This is a genomic window from Streptomyces laurentii, from assembly GCF_040635425.1.
In the GTDB taxonomy this organism is placed as follows: Bacteria; Actinomycetota; Actinomycetes; order Streptomycetales; family Streptomycetaceae; genus Streptomyces; species Streptomyces laurentii.
In genome coordinates this window covers 69,060-83,613 of record NZ_JBEYHT010000034.1, presented here as the reverse complement: position 1 = coordinate 83,613, position 14,554 = coordinate 69,060, and the positions used below count along the sequence as shown (strand labels likewise).

11 protein-coding genes, 1 tRNA gene and 1 pseudogene are annotated in these 14,554 nt (G+C 72.6%); 4 read left to right on the top strand and 9 right to left on the bottom strand.

Annotation, left to right across the window (positions count from 1 at the left end; genetic code table 11):
- Positions 1 to 90 precede the first annotated feature (90 nt).
- From ABZ693_RS21480 to pgsA, 3 genes are read right to left on the bottom strand one after another with little or no spacing between them, the layout of a single operon-like run.
- A complete protein-coding gene (locus ABZ693_RS21480) occupies positions 91 to 1,248 on the bottom strand; it encodes a glycosyltransferase family 4 protein (protein ID WP_359879528.1) in 1,158 nt (385 codons plus the stop codon).
- Positions 1,245 to 2,150: a phosphatidylinositol mannoside acyltransferase gene (locus ABZ693_RS21475; RefSeq protein WP_359879525.1), complete on the bottom strand. Its 906-nt coding sequence runs from the start codon at positions 2,148 to 2,150 to the stop codon at positions 1,245 to 1,247. The genes ABZ693_RS21480 and ABZ693_RS21475 overlap by 4 nt, the downstream gene beginning before the upstream one ends.
- Positions 2,147 to 2,812 (bottom strand): phosphatidylinositol phosphate synthase, encoded by a 666-nt coding sequence (pgsA, locus tag ABZ693_RS21470; RefSeq protein ID WP_359879522.1) that lies wholly within the window; start codon positions 2,810 to 2,812, stop codon positions 2,147 to 2,149. Before pgsA ends, ABZ693_RS21475 begins: the two co-directional genes overlap by 4 nt.
- A 350-nt stretch (positions 2,813 to 3,162) precedes the next feature.
- On the opposite strand from pgsA, the gene ABZ693_RS21465 reads away from it, so the two are divergent.
- Both ABZ693_RS21465 and ABZ693_RS21460 read left to right on the top strand, forming a co-directional pair.
- Positions 3,163 to 5,400 carry an elongation factor G-like protein EF-G2 gene (locus ABZ693_RS21465; RefSeq protein WP_359879520.1) on the top strand — a complete coding sequence of 746 codons (2,238 nt, stop codon included), beginning with the start codon at positions 3,163 to 3,165 and terminating at the stop codon, positions 5,398 to 5,400.
- A 196-nt stretch (positions 5,401 to 5,596) separates the two neighbouring features.
- Positions 5,597 to 7,252, top strand: coding sequence for an AbeC-like domain-containing protein (locus ABZ693_RS21460; protein ID WP_359879517.1), 1,656 nt, complete (start codon positions 5,597 to 5,599; stop codon positions 7,250 to 7,252).
- A 102-nt stretch (positions 7,253 to 7,354) separates the two neighbouring features.
- Here ABZ693_RS21460 and ABZ693_RS21455 read toward each other — a convergent pair whose 3' ends face one another.
- Positions 7,355 to 7,915: an HIT family protein gene (locus tag ABZ693_RS21455; protein WP_359879514.1), complete on the bottom strand. Its 561-nt coding sequence runs from the start codon at positions 7,913 to 7,915 to the stop codon at positions 7,355 to 7,357.
- Between the two features lie 65 nt (positions 7,916 to 7,980).
- On the opposite strand from ABZ693_RS21455, the pseudogene ABZ693_RS21450 reads away from it, so the two are divergent.
- Positions 7,981 to 8,640: pseudogene (locus tag ABZ693_RS21450) on the top strand (potassium channel family protein).
- Between the two features lie 63 nt (positions 8,641 to 8,703).
- On the opposite strand, the gene thrS reads toward ABZ693_RS21450, so the two are convergent.
- The 3 genes from thrS to ABZ693_RS21435 all read right to left on the bottom strand — a co-directional run bounded on the left by thrS (position 8,704) and on the right by ABZ693_RS21435 (position 12,961).
- The gene (gene thrS / locus ABZ693_RS21445) at positions 8,704 to 10,680 is read right to left on the bottom strand and encodes a threonine--tRNA ligase (protein ID WP_359879511.1); all 1,977 of its coding nucleotides are present in this window, start codon (positions 10,678 to 10,680) and stop codon (positions 8,704 to 8,706) included.
- Positions 10,681 to 10,939: 259 nt separating this feature from the next.
- Positions 10,940 to 12,301, bottom strand: a complete 1,362-nt coding sequence (locus ABZ693_RS21440) for a hypothetical protein (RefSeq protein WP_359879508.1) — start codon at positions 12,299 to 12,301, stop codon at positions 10,940 to 10,942.
- Positions 12,302 to 12,961, bottom strand: a complete 660-nt coding sequence (locus ABZ693_RS21435; RefSeq protein WP_359879505.1) for a DUF4365 domain-containing protein — start codon at positions 12,959 to 12,961, stop codon at positions 12,302 to 12,304. It abuts the gene before it with no gap.
- A gap of 121 nt (positions 12,962 to 13,082) precedes the next feature.
- On the opposite strand from ABZ693_RS21435, the gene ABZ693_RS21430 reads away from it, so the two are divergent.
- On the top strand, positions 13,083 to 13,811 hold the full coding sequence (locus tag ABZ693_RS21430; RefSeq protein ID WP_359879503.1) for a 3'-5' exonuclease: 729 nt from the start codon (positions 13,083 to 13,085) through the stop codon (positions 13,809 to 13,811).
- Positions 13,812 to 13,900: 89 nt separating this feature from the next.
- Here ABZ693_RS21430 and ABZ693_RS21425 read toward each other — a convergent pair.
- A tRNA-Val gene (locus ABZ693_RS21425) sits at positions 13,901 to 13,972 on the bottom strand.
- A gap of 40 nt (positions 13,973 to 14,012) precedes the next feature.
- Complete coding sequence (locus ABZ693_RS21420; protein ID WP_359879500.1) at positions 14,013 to 14,477, bottom strand: SRPBCC family protein; 465 nt, start codon at positions 14,475 to 14,477, stop codon at positions 14,013 to 14,015.
- Between the last annotated feature and the right edge of the window lie 77 nt (positions 14,478 to 14,554).

Here is a 14,554-nt window from a genome sequence, read left to right as displayed (position 1 = left end):
CTGGTCACGCTTCCGCAGACGCAGCCAGGCCCGAGCCCGACGCTCCCACTACAAACGCCGAGGCCACACACCCCAGATGCGGTTGCAGTACTAGAGCCCCAGGCGGGCGCGCAGACCGCCGCCCGTGCGGTCGTCCGTGGCGACCGAGGCCGCGCCGTCGGTGACCGTCTCGTAGACCGCGAGGATGTCCGCGCCGACCGTGGACCAGTCGAAGCGCCGTACGTGCGCGGAGCCGCGCGCGCGGAGTTCGGCGCGGCGCCGCTCGTCACCGAGCAGGCGTACGGCGTGCTTCGCGAGGTCGTCCGCGTCCTCGTTCGCGAAGAGTTCGCCGGCCGCGCCCTGGTCGAGGACCTGGGCGAAGGCGTCGAGGTCGGCGGCGAGCACGGGCGCGCCGGCGGACAGGGCCTCGACCAGGATGATGCCGAAGCTCTCGCCGCCCGTGTTGGGCGCCACGTACACGTCGACGCTGCGCAGCAGCCGGGCCTTGTCCTCGTCGCTGACCATGCCGAGGAACTCGACCCGGGCGCGCATCTCCGGCGGCAGCGAGGCGACCGCCTCCTCCTCGTCGCCGCGGCCGGCGACCAGCAGCCGGGTGTCGGGCCGTTCGGCGAGGATCTTCGGCAGGGCCCGCATCAGCACCGGCAGGCCCTTGCGGGGCTCGTCGATGCGCCCGATGAAGCCGAGCGTGCCGCCCTGCCACTCCTTCTTCGGCTCGGCCCGGGCGAAGAAGTCGACGTCGACGCCGTTGGGGATGACGACCGCGTCACCGCCCAGGTGCTCGACGAGGGTGCGGCGCGCGTACTCGCTGACCGCGATCCGCGCGCTGATCTTCTCCAGGGCGGGCTGCAGGATCGGGTACGCGGCGATCATCGCCCGCGAGCGCGGGTTCGAGGTGTGGAAGGTGGCCACGATCGGGCCCTGCGCCGCCCAGCAGGTCAGCAGCCCGAGCGAGGGCGAGGTCGGTTCGTGGATGTGCACGACGTCGAAGGTGCCGTCGTGCAGCCAGCGCCGGACCCGGGCGGCGGACAGGAAGCCGAAGTTGAGCCGGGCCACGGAGCCGTTGTACGGCACGGGCACGGCGCGGCCGGCGGAGACGACGTACGGCGGCAGCGGCGTGTCGTCGTCGGCGGGGGCGAGGACGGAGACCTGGTGGCCGAGCCGGATGAGGTGCTCGGCGAGGTCGCGGATGTGGAACTGGACGCCGCCCGGCACGTCCCAGGAGTACGGGCAGACGATCCCGATCTTCACGCGGTCCGCTCCTCCAGGTCCGCGAGCCACAGCCGCTGCAGCATGTGCCAGTCCTCCGGGTGCTCGGCGATGCCCCCGGCGAAGACGTCGGCGAGGGCCTGTGTCATGAGAGACGTCTTCTCGGCGCGGGTGCCTGACTCGGGGACCTCGATCGGCGCGTGCACCTGGCCGCGCATGACGTCGGTGTCGTCGTACCAGAGCGTCACGGGCAGCAGCAGCGCGCCGGTCTGCTGGGCGAGGATCGCGGGCCCGGCGGGCATCCGCGCGGCCTCGCCGAAGAACGACACCTCGACGCCGGAGGCCGACAGGTCGCGGTCGGCGACCAGGCAGACCAGGCCGCCGGCCCGCAGCCGGCGGGCGAGCGTGCCGAAGGCGGAGCCGCCGGTGTGCGGCAGCACCTCCATGCCCAGGGACTCGCGGTAGGCGACGAACCGGTCGAACAGCGTCTCGGGCTTGAGCCGCTCGGCGACGGTGGTGAACGGGACGCCGAGCGCCCGGGTGACCCAGACGCCCGCGAGGTCCCAGTTGGCCATGTGCGGCAGCGCCAGGATGACGCCGCGGTCGGAGGCGAGCCCGTCCATCAGGTAGTGGACGTCCTTGGGGTCGAAGCTGTTCGCCGCCCGTTCCTTGCTCCAGGTCGGCAGCCGGAAGGACTCCATCCAGTAGCGCATGTACGAGCGCATGCCGGCCCGCGACAGCCGCTGGAGGCGCTGCGGGGTCGGGTCCGGCACGATGCGGGCGAGGTTCGACTCCAGGCGCAGCACGCTCTTGCCGCGCCGCTTCCAGACGGTGTCGGCCATGCGCCGGCCGAGGCCCCGGGCCACCGGCTCGGGCAGCTTCTTGACGGTCGCCCAGCCCAGGCCGTACAGCCCGTCGCTCAGCCGGTCCTTGAAACCGCTCACGATCCCCCTCCGCTCCCCCGGGAGGCCGCCTCCGCCTGCGCCTCCGCCGATTCCCTGCGTACCGTCACGACCCGCTGTCCCAGGGTGACCGCCGAGCCGACCGCCACGATCCACAGCGCGATCGGCAGCAGCACCTGGATGCCGGGGACGCCGAACGTGTGGAGTCCGGCGAGGCCGGCCGCGACCAGCGAGATCACCAGGCGTTCGGCACGTTCGACGAGACCGTTGACGGCGACCGGCAGGCCGATCGACTCGCCGCGCGCCTTGGTGTATGACACCACCTGGCCGGCGGCCAGGCAGAAGATCGACACGGCGCACAGGACGTTGTCGTCGCCCTTGCCCGCGTACCAGAGCGCGAAACCGCCGAAGATCGCCCCGTCGGCGACCCGGTCCAGGGTCGAGTCGAGGAAGGCGCCCCAAGGGCTGGAGATGCCGGCCTGCCGGGCCATGTTGCCGTCGACGAGGTCGGAGAAGACGAACAGCGTGATGACGATCGTCCCCCAGAAGAACTCTCCGCGGGGGAAGAAGACCAGCGCGCCGGCCACCACTCCGGCGGTGCCGATCAGCGTGACGGTGTCGGGGCTGACGCCCCGGCGGAGCAGAAACGCGGCGAACGGTGTGAGAACACGCGTAAAAAACGCACGCGCGTACTTGTTCAGCATGGCCTTCCCGAGGTTCGGTGGGCCGCGCGGCCCCTACGACCACCGGCTCACCCATCGTAGCCACGCGGGTCCGCGCGGGAGCGGCGGCACCCGCGGACGGCGCCGCGGGAGGCCGCCGGAGCGTGTCGCGGACCGCCGCGCGCCCCTGGTGAGCGGGCGTGCGCGGCGCTCCCGGGGCATCCGCCCCGCGTACGACGTATGGACGCACCGTGACAGCGGTGCCAAGCTCGAAGGACGACCGCGGGCGCCGGAGCCGCACGCGACGACGGGCGGCCCCACGCCGCCGCTGCCCCGCCGCTCCCCCGCGCCCGCGCCGCCGCCTCACCGTGCGAGCAGTCGGGAGGAACATCATGGGCGACAAGGCGAACACCCGCTCCGGAGCCGCCGGCAGGGAGCCGACGGCCGACCGGCCCGCGGACATACGGAACGTGGTGCTGGTCGGCCACGGCGGATCGGGCAAGACGACCCTCGTGGAGGCCCTGGCGCAGACCGCGGGCGCGGTGGGCCGGGCCGGTCGGGTCGAGGACGGCGGGACGGTCTCCGACTACGACGCGATCGAGCACCGCACCCGGCGTTCCGTCCAGCTCTCGCTCGTCCCGGTCGCCTGGGACGGCTGCAAGATCAATCTCCTGGACACCCCGGGATACGCCGACTTCGTCGGGGAGCTGAGGGCCGGTCTGCGCGCGGCGGACGCGGCCCTCTTCGTCGTCTCGGCCGCGCAGGAGGCCGACGCGGTGGCGGGCGCCACGCGCGCGGTGTGGGAGGAGTGCGCGGCGGTCGGGATGCCCCGGGCGATCGTCGTCACCCATCTGGACACGGCCCGCACCGACTACGCGGGGCTCACCGGGGTGCTGGCCGCGCTCTTCGGCGGGGACGACCCGGACGCGATCCTGCCGCTCTACCTGCCCGTGCACGACCCCGAGGGCGCCGACGGGCACGCCCCGGCCACCGGCCTGGTGGGACTGCTCACGGAGCGGATCTTCGACTACGCGACAGGAGTACGGCGGGAGGACCCGCCCGACGAGGCGCAGCGGCCGCTGATCGCCGAGGCCCGGGCCCGGCTCATCGAGGGGATCATCGCCGAGAGCGAGGACGAGACCCTGATGGACCGCTATCTGGGCGGCGAGCGGATCGACGTCGGGACGCTGGTGGAGGATCTGGAGAAGGCCGTCGCGCGGGGCACCTTCCATCCGGTGCTCGCGGCGGCCCCGGCACCGGAGGGCGGCAGCCAGGGGCTCGGCACGGTGGAGCTCCTGGACCTGATCACGCGCGGTTTCCCGACGCCGCTCGAACGGCCGGCGCCATCCGTCGTCGCGCCCGGGGGCCCGGCGGACGCGGCGGGTACGGCGGTGCCGTGCGATCCGGACGGGCCGCTGGTGGCCGAGGTCGTGAAGACCTCCTCGGACCCGTACGTGGGGCGGATCTCACTCGTCCGGGTGTTCTCCGGCACGCTGCGGCCCGACGAGACGGTGCACGTGTCGGGGCACGGGCTGACCGATCCGGGCCACCCGGCCGAGGACCCGGACGGGGACCGTCACGACGCGGAGGAGCGGATCGGGGCGCTGACCTCGCCGTTCGGCAAGCAGCAGCGGCCGCTCGCGCGCTGTGTGGCCGGGGATCTGGCGTGTGTGGCCAAGCTGGGCCGCGCGGAGACCGGCGACACACTGTCGGCGAAGGACGCGCCGTTGCTGATGGAGCCGTGGTCGATGCCGGAGCCGCTGCTTCCGGTGGCCATCGAGGCGCACGGCAAAGCGGACGAGGACCGGCTGTCGCAGGGGCTCGCGCGGCTGGTCGCCGAGGACCCGACGATGCGGCTCGAACAGAACCGGGACACCCACCAGGTGGTGCTGTGGTGCCTCGGCGAGGCGCACGCGGACGTGGCGCTGGACCGGCTGCGCGGCCGGTACGGCGTACGGGTCGACACCGTGCCGCACAAGGTGGCGCTGCGCGAGACCTTCGGGGCCGCCTCGGCGGGGCGGGGCCGGCTGGTGAAGCAGTCGGGCGGGCACGGGCAGTACGCGATCTGCGAGATCGACGTGGAGCCGCTGCCGGCGGGCAGCGGGATCGAGTTCGTCGACAGGGTCGTCGGCGGCGCCGTCCCGCGCTCGTTCATCCCCTCGGTGGAGAGGGGCGTCCGGGCGCAGGCGGCCCGCGGCGTGGCCGCCGGCCATCCGCTGGTGGACGTCCGGGTCACCCTGCGCGACGGCAAGGCGCACTCGGTGGACTCCTCCGACGCGGCCTTCCAGGCGGCGGGCGCGCTCGCGCTGCGGGAGGCGGCGGCGGAGGTTCCGGTCCACCTCCTGGAGCCGGTGGCGGAGGTGTCGGTGCTGGTCCCGGACGAGTACGTGGGCGCGGTGATGGGCGATCTGTCCGGGCGGCGCGGCCGGGTGGCCGGCACCGAGCAGGCGGGGCCGGGGCGGACCCTGGTGCGCGCGGAGGTGCCGGAGATCGAGATCGGGCGGTACGCGATCGATCTGCGGTCGGTCTCGCACGGTACGGGGAGCTTCGACCGGGTGTACGTACGCCATGAGCCGATGCCCCCGCAGGTGGCCGATCGCGTACGCGAACAGGCCGAAAATGGCGTGTGATTGACGACTTTTCGACCACATGACCGCCGGTGCCGCCCGCCCGCCCCTCCTCGGGCGGGCGGCATTCGGCCGTCCCGTACCAGTCCTCCGCTGATGCGGTGACGCATCCCGTGTCACCCGGTTACGCTGGGGTGCCCAGCTCAGAAGGTGTGCGGGGCGCGGCAGTTGGGAAACAGCCCGCACAGGAACCGCGGCGATGGGGGCGGCAGTGACGATCGGCAGTTTCGGACCCGGGGCACAGATCCCCCTCCAGGGCTCGGACGCGGGAACGGCGGCGACCTTCGCGCTCGCCTCCGCCGCGTACCGTGACAGCCCGGTCGAGGCGATCCTGGACGCCAACAACGACTGGCACAAGTCGACGGTCAAGACCGGCAAGATGCCGAAGCTCTTCCGGCCCGACCTCGGCGAGGCGTTCTCGCGCGCCGTCCAGGTCCGGATGCTCGGCGGCGCGCGCAAGGCGCTCATCCAGTCCTTCGGCGCCGACCCCCGGCCGGTCGTCGAGCACTGTCTGGCGGCCTCCGGCATCCGCAAGCAGCGCGACATCAAACTCACCCTGGTCACCGCGGTGTGCGGGGTGCTGTTCCTGCCCGGCCTGCTGCTCTGGCTCGGAGTGATCTATCTCCGCCGGAAGGCCGCGGGCTCCGAGAACAAGCGCAACAGCGCCCTCGGCACCGCGCTGCTCGTGGCCGCCGGCCTGTTCGCCGCGCTCGTCCTGGTCAAGCTGCCCTGGGACGGTCTGCTGCCGAACTATCTGCGCGCCATGATCGTCGCGCCGGTGATCGGCTGGTTCCTGGCCCGCCGGATCTGCGAGAGCACCGCCGTCGACCTGCGCGAGCGCTGGACGGCCCTGCTCAGCGGGGGCATCGGCGCGGCGATCCCGGAGGCCGTGGCGAAGGACCCCACCGACAAGGCCGCCCAGGAGCTGCAGGCCAACCTGAACAAGGTGTCCGCCGAGCAGCTGTCCAACGTCGCCTTCTACGCGGGCCCCAAGGGCATCCTGGGCATGGGCACCCGCTGGGGCAGCTGGGTGATGGCCGAGGAGCTGGTCCCGCAGGCCGGCAAGGAGATCCACGACTTCCGGACCTGGGACATCATCCGCAAGATCCACACCGAGCTGACCCTGCTGGAGCGCGGCGCCCTGAAGACCGGCTTCCCGAAGCCGACCGTCAAGCACTGGATCGTGTCACCGGTCGGCGAGGGCGCCGACGAGGTCTCGCGGCCCTCGGGCGACAACATCGTCAACTACGAGGTGAAGCCGCACGAGATCCAGCGCATCTGCAACGACCAGCAGTTCGGCGCCGGCAACCGGCACTACCTGGGTGTGCAGTTCACCATGTGGGACGGCCAGCTGGTGCTCACGATGATGGTGACGGTGACCGCGCTCCACCACACGCTGCGCGTCGAGGTCACGGGTCACGCCCTCGGCCCGGTCCACGGCTTCTTCGGCTCGAAGCCGAAGGGGAAGTCGAAGGAGGTCTCCAAGACCGTCCGGTTCTGGGAGACCCGTGAGATCAAGCTGCCGCTGACCGACACGGACGAGGTGGTGCGCCAGGCCGTGCGCGCCCCGCTGACCTGGTTCCCGCCGATCCTGGAGTTCCTGGGCGGCAAGCTGGTGCTGCCCGAGCCATTCGGACTGCGGCACGCCTGGGCGGGCCAGCCCTGGCGGAACCGCTTCATGGCCGACGACGCCCTGCGCATGGCCACACCGGTCCTGCGCGCGGTGCACGCCGCGACGATCAAGGCGCTCGACGAGCACAACGTGGACACCGACCGCTTCACCTCGCGCGCGCTGGGCCTCGCCGGCGGCGCCGCGGACGCGAGCCCGAAGAAGGCCGACCTGTACGACGCGTGAGGGGTGTCCCCCTCTCGTATCCCCGCATGTGCCTGTGCCCCCGTTGCGCGTCGGTCGCGCGATAACGGGGGCACAGGCATATGCGCAGCACTAGCTGATGGCTCAGGCGGCGGGCCAGGCGTCGGCGAGCATCTTCCGGGTGTCGGCGAGCAGCTGCGGCAGCACCTTGGTGTGGCCGACCACCGGCATGAAGTTGGTGTCCCCGCCCCAGCGCGGCACGACGTGCTGGTGCAGGTGCGCGGCGATCCCGGCGCCCGCGACCGTGCCCTGGTTCATGCCGATGTTGAACCCGTGCGCCCCGGACGCCGCCCGCAGCGCGGTCATCGCCCGCTGGGTGAACGTGGCCAGCTCGGCCGTCTCGGCCGGGTCCAGCTCCGTGTAGTCGGCGACGTGACGGTACGGGACCACCATCAGGTGCCCGCCGTTGTACGGGTAGAGGTTCAGCACCGCGTACACGCTCGTGCCCCGCGCGATCACCAGGCCGTCCTCGTCCGACTTCGAGGGGATCACGCAGAACGGGCAGCCGTCGTCGGCGCCCGGCCCGGTCGGCTTGTTCTCACCCTGGATGTAGGCCATCCGGTGGGGCGTCCACAGGCGCTGGAACGCGTCCGGCGTCCCCACTCCGATCTGCTGTTCCGGCTCAGTCGTCATGCTGTGCAGCATATTGCGTCGCCCGTTCGGAACGTGTCGCCGGGGCGGAGGAGGCCGTCCCGGGCCATCCTGATCCGGTGAGCGACAAGCCGCCGGTGCCGCCCCGGCAGCGATCCTGGGAACGCCGGATGGAGATCCCGCTGGCGGTGGCCTCCGTCGTGTTCCTCGGCGGTTACTCGGTGCGCGTCCTCGCCCACGGTCATCTCCATCAGGGCTGGCTCGACCTCAGCCTCGCGCTCACCCTCGCGGCCTAGGCCTTCTTCGCCTTCGACTACGCGGTCCGCGTCCGGCTGAGCGGCCTCGGACCGCTGCGCTTCGTCCGCCGCCATCTGCTCGACACCGTCATCCTGCTGCTGCCGCTGCTGCGCCCGCTCAGCGTGGTCAGCGTGTACGACCGGATCCAGCACCGGTACGACAAACCGCGGCTCACCCTCTACGCGCGCGTGATGGCGTACGCGAGCCTCACCGCCGTCCTGCTGGGCTACACCGGCGCGCTCACCGTCTACTTCGTCGAGCACAAGGCGCCGGGCGCGACCATCCTCACCTTCGGCGACGCGGTGTGGTGGGCCTGCGCGACCCTCTCGACGGTCGGCTACGGGGACGTGACCCCGGTGACCCCGCTCGGCCGGGTCACCGCGGTGGGCCTGATGGCCTGCGGGCTCGCGCTGCTCGGGGCGGTGACGGGCTCGTTCTCGTCCTGGCTGATCCAGGTCTTCCGGCGGGAGGACGAGCGCTGAGCCGGGATGCGCGAGGCCCCCGGGAAGCGCGTGCTTCCCGGGGGCCTCGGCCACGGCTCCGCGTCAGACCTGGACGCGGTCCTCGACGATCTTGGCGATCTTGGCGATGGCCTCGTCGCGCGGCACGCCGTTCTCCTGCGAACCGTCGCGGTAGCGGAAGGAGACCGTGCCGCCGTTCATGTCGTCGTCACCGACGATGATCATGAACGGCACCTTCTGCTTCTGGTGCGTACGGATCTTCTTCTGCATGCGGTCGGACGAGGCGTCGACCTCGACCCGCAGGCCCTTCTTCCGCGCGTCGGCGGCGAACTCCCGCAGGTAGTCCACGTGCGCGTCGCCGATCGGGATGCCGACCGCCTGCACCGGGGCCAGCCACGGCGGCATCGCGCCCGCGTAGTGCTCCAGGAGCACCGCGAAGAAGCGCTCGATCGAGCCGAACAGGGCACGGTGGATCATGACCGGCCGCTGGCGCGAGCCGTCCGCCGCCGTGTACTCGAGGTCGAAGCGCTCCGGCAGGTTGAAGTCCAGCTGCACGGTCGACATCTGCCAGGTACGGCCGATGGCGTCGCGCGCCTGCACGGAGATCTTCGGGCCGTAGAAGGCGGCGCCGCCCGGGTCGGGGGTGAGCGGCAGGCCCTGCTTCTCGGCGACCTGCTGGAGGACCGCGGTGGCCTCCTCCCACACCTCGTCGGAGCCGACGTACTTCTCCGGGTCCTTGGTGGACAGCTCCAGGTAGAAGTCGTCCAGACCGTAGTCGCGCAGCAGGTTCAGGACGAAGGTGAGCGTCTTGTCGAGCTCCTCCGCCATCTGCTCGCGGGTGCAGTAGATGTGCGCGTCGTCCTGCGTGAAGCCGCGGGCCCGGGTCAGGCCGTGCACGACGCCCGACTTCTCGTACCGGTACACGGTGCCGAACTCGAACAGGCGCAGCGGCAGCTCACGGTACGAACGCCCGCGTGCGTCGAAGATCAGGTTGTGCATCGGGCAGTTCATGGGCTTGAGGTAGTAGTCCACGCCCTCGTCGAGCTGCATGGGGGGGTACATGCCCTCGGCGTACCAGTCGAGGTGGCCCGACTTCTCGAACAGCTTGCCCTTGGTGGCGTGCGGCGAGTAGACGAACTCGTAGCCCTCCTCCTCGTGCCGGCGGCGCGAGTAGTCCTCCATCGTGCGGCGGATGATGCCGCCCTTGGGGTGGAAGACCGCGAGGCCCGAACCGATCTCGTCCGGGATGGAGAACAGGTCGAGCTCGTTGCCGAGCTTGCGGTGGTCGCGCTTCTCGGCCTCGGCGAGGAAGTCGAGGTGGGCCTTCAGCTCGTCCTTCGACGGCCACGCGGTGCCGTAGATGCGCTGGAGCATCGGGTTCTTCTCGCTGCCGCGCCAGTAGGCGGCGGCGTTGCGCATCAGCTTGAACGCCGGGATGTTCCGGGTCGTGGGCAGGTGCGGACCGCGGCAGAGGTCCTTCCAGCACAGCTCGCCGGTCTTCGCGTCGAGGTTGTCGTAGATCGTCAGCTCGCCGCCGCCGACCTCGACGTCCGCGCCGTCGTCGGTGGACGCGGCACCCTTGATGCCGATGAGCTCCAGCTTGTACGGCTCGTCCGCCAGCTCCTCGCGGGCGGCCTCGTCCGTCACGACGCGGCGGGCGAACCGCTGGCCGCGCTTCTGGATCTCCTGCATCTTCTTCTCGATGACCTTGAGGTCCTCGGGAGTGAAGGGCTTCTCGACGTCGAAGTCGTAGTAGAAGCCGTCCCGGACCGGCGGGCCGATGCCCAGCTTGGCCTCCGGGAACAGCTCCTGCACGGCCTGCGCCATGACGTGCGCCGTGGAGTGGCGCAGGATGTTCAGACCGTCCTCGGACGAGATCTCGACACCCTCGACGGCATCGCCTTCGGCGAGCTCGTACGACAGGTCCTTCAGCTCGCCGCCGACGCGGGCGGCGATGACGGTGCGGTCGTCGGCGAACAGGGCGCCGGCCGTGGTGCCCGCGCTCACCGTCCTCTCCTCGGGCCCGGAGGCGGACGGGACGGTCACACGGACTTCAGACACGGATACTCCATACATAGGGGCGCAGGCAGGCACGAAGTGCCGGCGCCGACGGTGTACGGCAGAGACGAGGTGCCGCACGAGGGGAAGTCTATCGGGGGCTCCGCTCCCCCGGCGCGGGTGCGCCCGGCCCCCGCCCCTCCCGCCCCTCCCGCCGGCCCCGTCTGCCTCGTCCATCCTGCCTGTCCCGTCGGCACCGCCCGGCCCGTCGGCACCGCCCGCCCTGTCCGTCCCACCCGGCTCGTCGGTCCCGCCCGGCCCGTCAGTCGGCCTCGGGCACGTCCCCGAAGAAGTCGGGAGTCTCCTGGAGGGACTGGAGGGACTGGAGGGACTTCATCAGGCGGTCCCGTTCCGCCTCGTCGACGTGGACCGGGGCGACCTCGCTCGCCTCCGTGAGCCGGCGGAAGCCGCCGCGGCTCTCCAGCCGGCCCACGACCCGGATCGGCAGGCCGGTGAGGTGGGCGTGGCCCGCGGTGCGGTAGCCGTCCTCGTCGAGGGAGACCCGGACATGGCCGACCTCGGCACCGGACAGGACGCGCAGCCGGACCGTGCCCTCGCCGTGCGGGCCGGAGCGGCGCATGCGGACGACGGCGCCGGTGATCCGTACGGGTACGGAGGGCTCGCCGGCCAGGTAGCGGGCGCCGGCGGCGCGCAGGGCGGGCAGGTCGCCGGGCGAGAACTCGACGGGCTCGGGGCGGGCGGCGCAGCCGTCGGGGGTGCCGGCGGCCGGGGACCAGGCGAGGGCGATGCTCGCCCCCTCGGTGCCGCGCACCAGGGCGACCAGCGCGTCGGTGAGCTCGCGGCTCACCCCGGCCTCGACGGCGGTGTCGAAGGCGTCCATTCCGCCGGTGGCCCGCTGGTAGTCGACGGCCTCGCGGGTGGCGTACAGGGCGTGGTGGAGCCGTACGGACACGGACCGGCCGTGCTCGACGGGCAGGAACGCCGTCAGGCCGCGGCCACCGGGCACGGCGCCGACGACGACGGACGCGAGGGTCGCCTGCGCGTACCGCCGGTGCCGTGAGCCGTGGTAGCCGGTACGGGCGCGGACGGCGAGGGCGCCGGCGAGCAGCAGGGCGCGGGCGGCGGAGCGGAGCTGTTCCTGAACGGGCCAGGGCACGGCGCCGGCCGGGCCCGGGGGGACGTCGCGCCACCAGCGGATCTCGTCGCTGGGGACGGTGAGGCCGGTGAGGACCTCGCGGGCGGACGGCACGGCGCTGTGGGCGAGCGCGGCGAGGGCTTCGCCGAGCAGGTCCTCGGCGTCGGGGAAGGCCCGGTTCTCGGGGACGAGGAGGCTGGTGGCGCGCCCGGCGTCGCCGGAGCCGGGCGGGGTCCAGCGGCTGTAGCGGCCGGTGGCCCCGCCGCGCCGGCGCCAGCCGTGACGGGCGAGGAGCGCGCCGAGGACCCGGGGGTCGACCCGGCCGGGGTCGGGGGTCTCCCCGGCCTCGGCCCAGGGTCCGGGCGGCGCGGCGGGCACCCCGCTCCAGTGGCCGGGCAGGCCGCCGGGCACCGGAGGGGGATGCGGTTCGGCGTGCGGATGGGGGCGGGGGTGGGAGTGCGGGGGCGCGTGGGGCGGAAGCGACGGGGGGACGGGACCGTACTCGGGTTCGTCCATCGGCCGGTGCATTCAGGGTCTCCCTCCCACGCCGACCCGCGCCATGATCTCGCACAGCGCCCGGTCGTCGAAGATCCGTGTCGTCGGCACGCGCACGGTGGTCCGGCGCCGTCCCGTGACCGGGTGGCCGGCCAGGTTGATCCAGTAACAGCAGTGCCTCAGGTCGAGCCGGTCGTGCCCGGCCCGCAGCCAGTCCTCCTGGTTTCGCGGGACGAGCATCACGACCAGGATCTTGTGCACCGCCACGGGGGTGCGGGCGAGTTTCACCAGGTGTTCGTTGTCGAGCGTGAACGAGAACGCGGCGGACTTCCCGGCGGTCGCGGCCCCCGCCGTGGCCCCCGTCGTGATCCCCGCCGTGCCCCCCGCCCTCGTCCCCGTGCCGGTTCCCGCCGCGGTCCCGGGCACCCGCGGCGCTATCTGGTAGGTGCATTTGAGCTGCACCTTGATGGTCACTTCGTCGTCGACGGTGTGGCCGGGAGCGCTGTGGCTCACGTGCCAGTCGATGCCGTTGTCCGGAAACGGCTGCGACAGCGAACAGCCCGCCGCCGCCGCGACCGCGTGGAGATAACCCACCTGCAAGGTCTCCATGCAGGCGGTGGTGGCGAGCGAACCACGCAAGAGGGCTTCCCGCTGGGGCGGCAGCCCTCCCGACTCGGGCTGGGCGAGCGCCATGTCGATTCCCTTCCCCGTCACCTCTGTTGTGACCGGTCCGCGTACGGCGCAAACAGCCCGGGTATCTACGAATCGGGGCAGGGGGATGGCCATCTGCCGCGCGTGGGCGAGGAGTTCGGGGATGACGACGCACTGGTACGAGGGGCCCCTGGCCGCATTCGACACGGAGACCACAGGAGTCGACGTCGAGGAGGACCGGATCGTGTCCGCCGCCCTCGTCGTCCAGGACGCGGCGGGCACCCGGCCGCGGGTGACCCGCTGGCTGGTGAACCCGGGGATACCGGTCCCAGCGGAGGCCACCGCCGTCCACGGCCTGACGGACGGCCACCTCCAGCGCAACGGCCGCTGGCCGTCTCCTGTGATGGAGGAGCTGGCCCGGGCGATAGCCGAACAAACCGCGGCGGGCCGCCCGTTGGTGGTGATGAACGCGCCGTTCGACCTGACGATTCTGGACCGCGAGCTGCGCCGCCACCGCGCGTCCTCGCTGGGCCGCTATCTGGACAGCGTCCCGCTGTGCGTGCTGGACCCCCGGGTCCTCGACAAACACCTGGACCGCTACCGCAAGGGCCGCCGGACGCTGACGGATCTGTGCGACCAGTACGAGGTGGTGCTGGACGGGGCGCACGACGCGGCGGCCGACGCGAGCGCGGCGATGGAGGTCGTCCGCGCGGTGGGGCGGCGGTTCGCGGGACGGCTCGAACGGCTGTCGCCGGGCGAGCTGCACACCCTCCAGGCGGTGTGGCACGCGGCGCAGGCACGGGGCCTGCAGGCGTGGTTCGCGCGGCAGGGGACGCCGGAGATGGTGGACCCGGCGTGGCCGCTGCGGCCGGAGCTGCCCGCGGTGGCGTGAGCGCGGACGTACGCGCCGGGGACGGCCCACGATCCGGGCCCCGGAACGGCGAAGGCCGGTCCGTCATCTGACGGACCGGCCTGACCCGGTGGGCGATACTGGGATCGAACCAGTGACCCCTTCGGTGTGAACGAAGTGCTCTCCCGCTGAGCTAATCGCCCGGGCAACGGGTTGAACCATACAGGCCCCCGCGCGTTTCGTTCAAACCGGCGGTACCGGGGTGCGCAGGCGAGCGGCCAGGCCACGGCGCCCGCCGCGCATCATCAGGGCGTGGTTGGCACGGAACAGCAGCCGCCCGGGGACGGCGAACGCCCGCATCAGCCGGTCGCGCACCTCGACCTCCTGCTCGTAGAGGGCGCGGGTGCCGGCGCCGCCGGGCAGCGCGCTGAGGGTCCAGCGGGCCCAGCCCTCCAGATCGCCGCCGAGGCCGACCTCGAGGACGCCCGCCGCCGGGTCGCGGCGCCGGGCCTCGGCGGTGACGACGAGGTCGTACGGGAGGACGGAACGGAAGCGGGCGGTGCCGGTGCGCGCGTCGCGGGGGACGACCTCGCGTACCTGGGGCCACCAGCGCGGGTACTCCTCGGCGCGTTCCAGGACGGCGTAGACGGCCTCGGGCTGGGCGGCGAGGCGCCAGACGCTGCGGAAGCGGAAGCGGCACCAGTCCATGGCCCCAGTGTGGGGTACTCAGGCACGGATCTGAGTACGTGCGCGCATCCCCCGACCGGGGGCCCGGGCGCACACTC

Excerpts from the sequence above, each read along its gene's own strand:
- pgsA (WP_359879522.1), bottom strand. The coding sequence starts at position 2,812 with ATGCTGAACAAGTACGCGCGTGCGTTTTTTACGCGTGTTCTCACACCG.
- ABZ693_RS21435 (WP_359879505.1), bottom strand. The coding sequence starts at position 12,961 with ATGGCGCTCGCCCAGCCCGAGTCGGGAGGGCTGCCGCCCCAGCGGGAA.
- ABZ693_RS21465 (WP_359879520.1), top strand. The coding sequence starts at position 3,163 with ATGGGCGACAAGGCGAACACCCGCTCCGGAGCCGCCGGCAGGGAGCCG.
- ABZ693_RS21430 (WP_359879503.1), top strand. The coding sequence starts at position 13,083 with ATGACGACGCACTGGTACGAGGGGCCCCTGGCCGCATTCGACACGGAG.
- ABZ693_RS21440 (WP_359879508.1), bottom strand. The coding sequence starts at position 12,301 with ATGCACCGGCCGATGGACGAACCCGAGTACGGTCCCGTCCCCCCGTCG.
- ABZ693_RS21420 (WP_359879500.1), bottom strand. The coding sequence starts at position 14,477 with ATGGACTGGTGCCGCTTCCGCTTCCGCAGCGTCTGGCGCCTCGCCGCC.
- ABZ693_RS21455 (WP_359879514.1), bottom strand. The coding sequence starts at position 7,915 with ATGCTGCACAGCATGACGACTGAGCCGGAACAGCAGATCGGAGTGGGG.
- ABZ693_RS21460 (WP_359879517.1), top strand. The coding sequence starts at position 5,597 with ATGGGGGCGGCAGTGACGATCGGCAGTTTCGGACCCGGGGCACAGATC.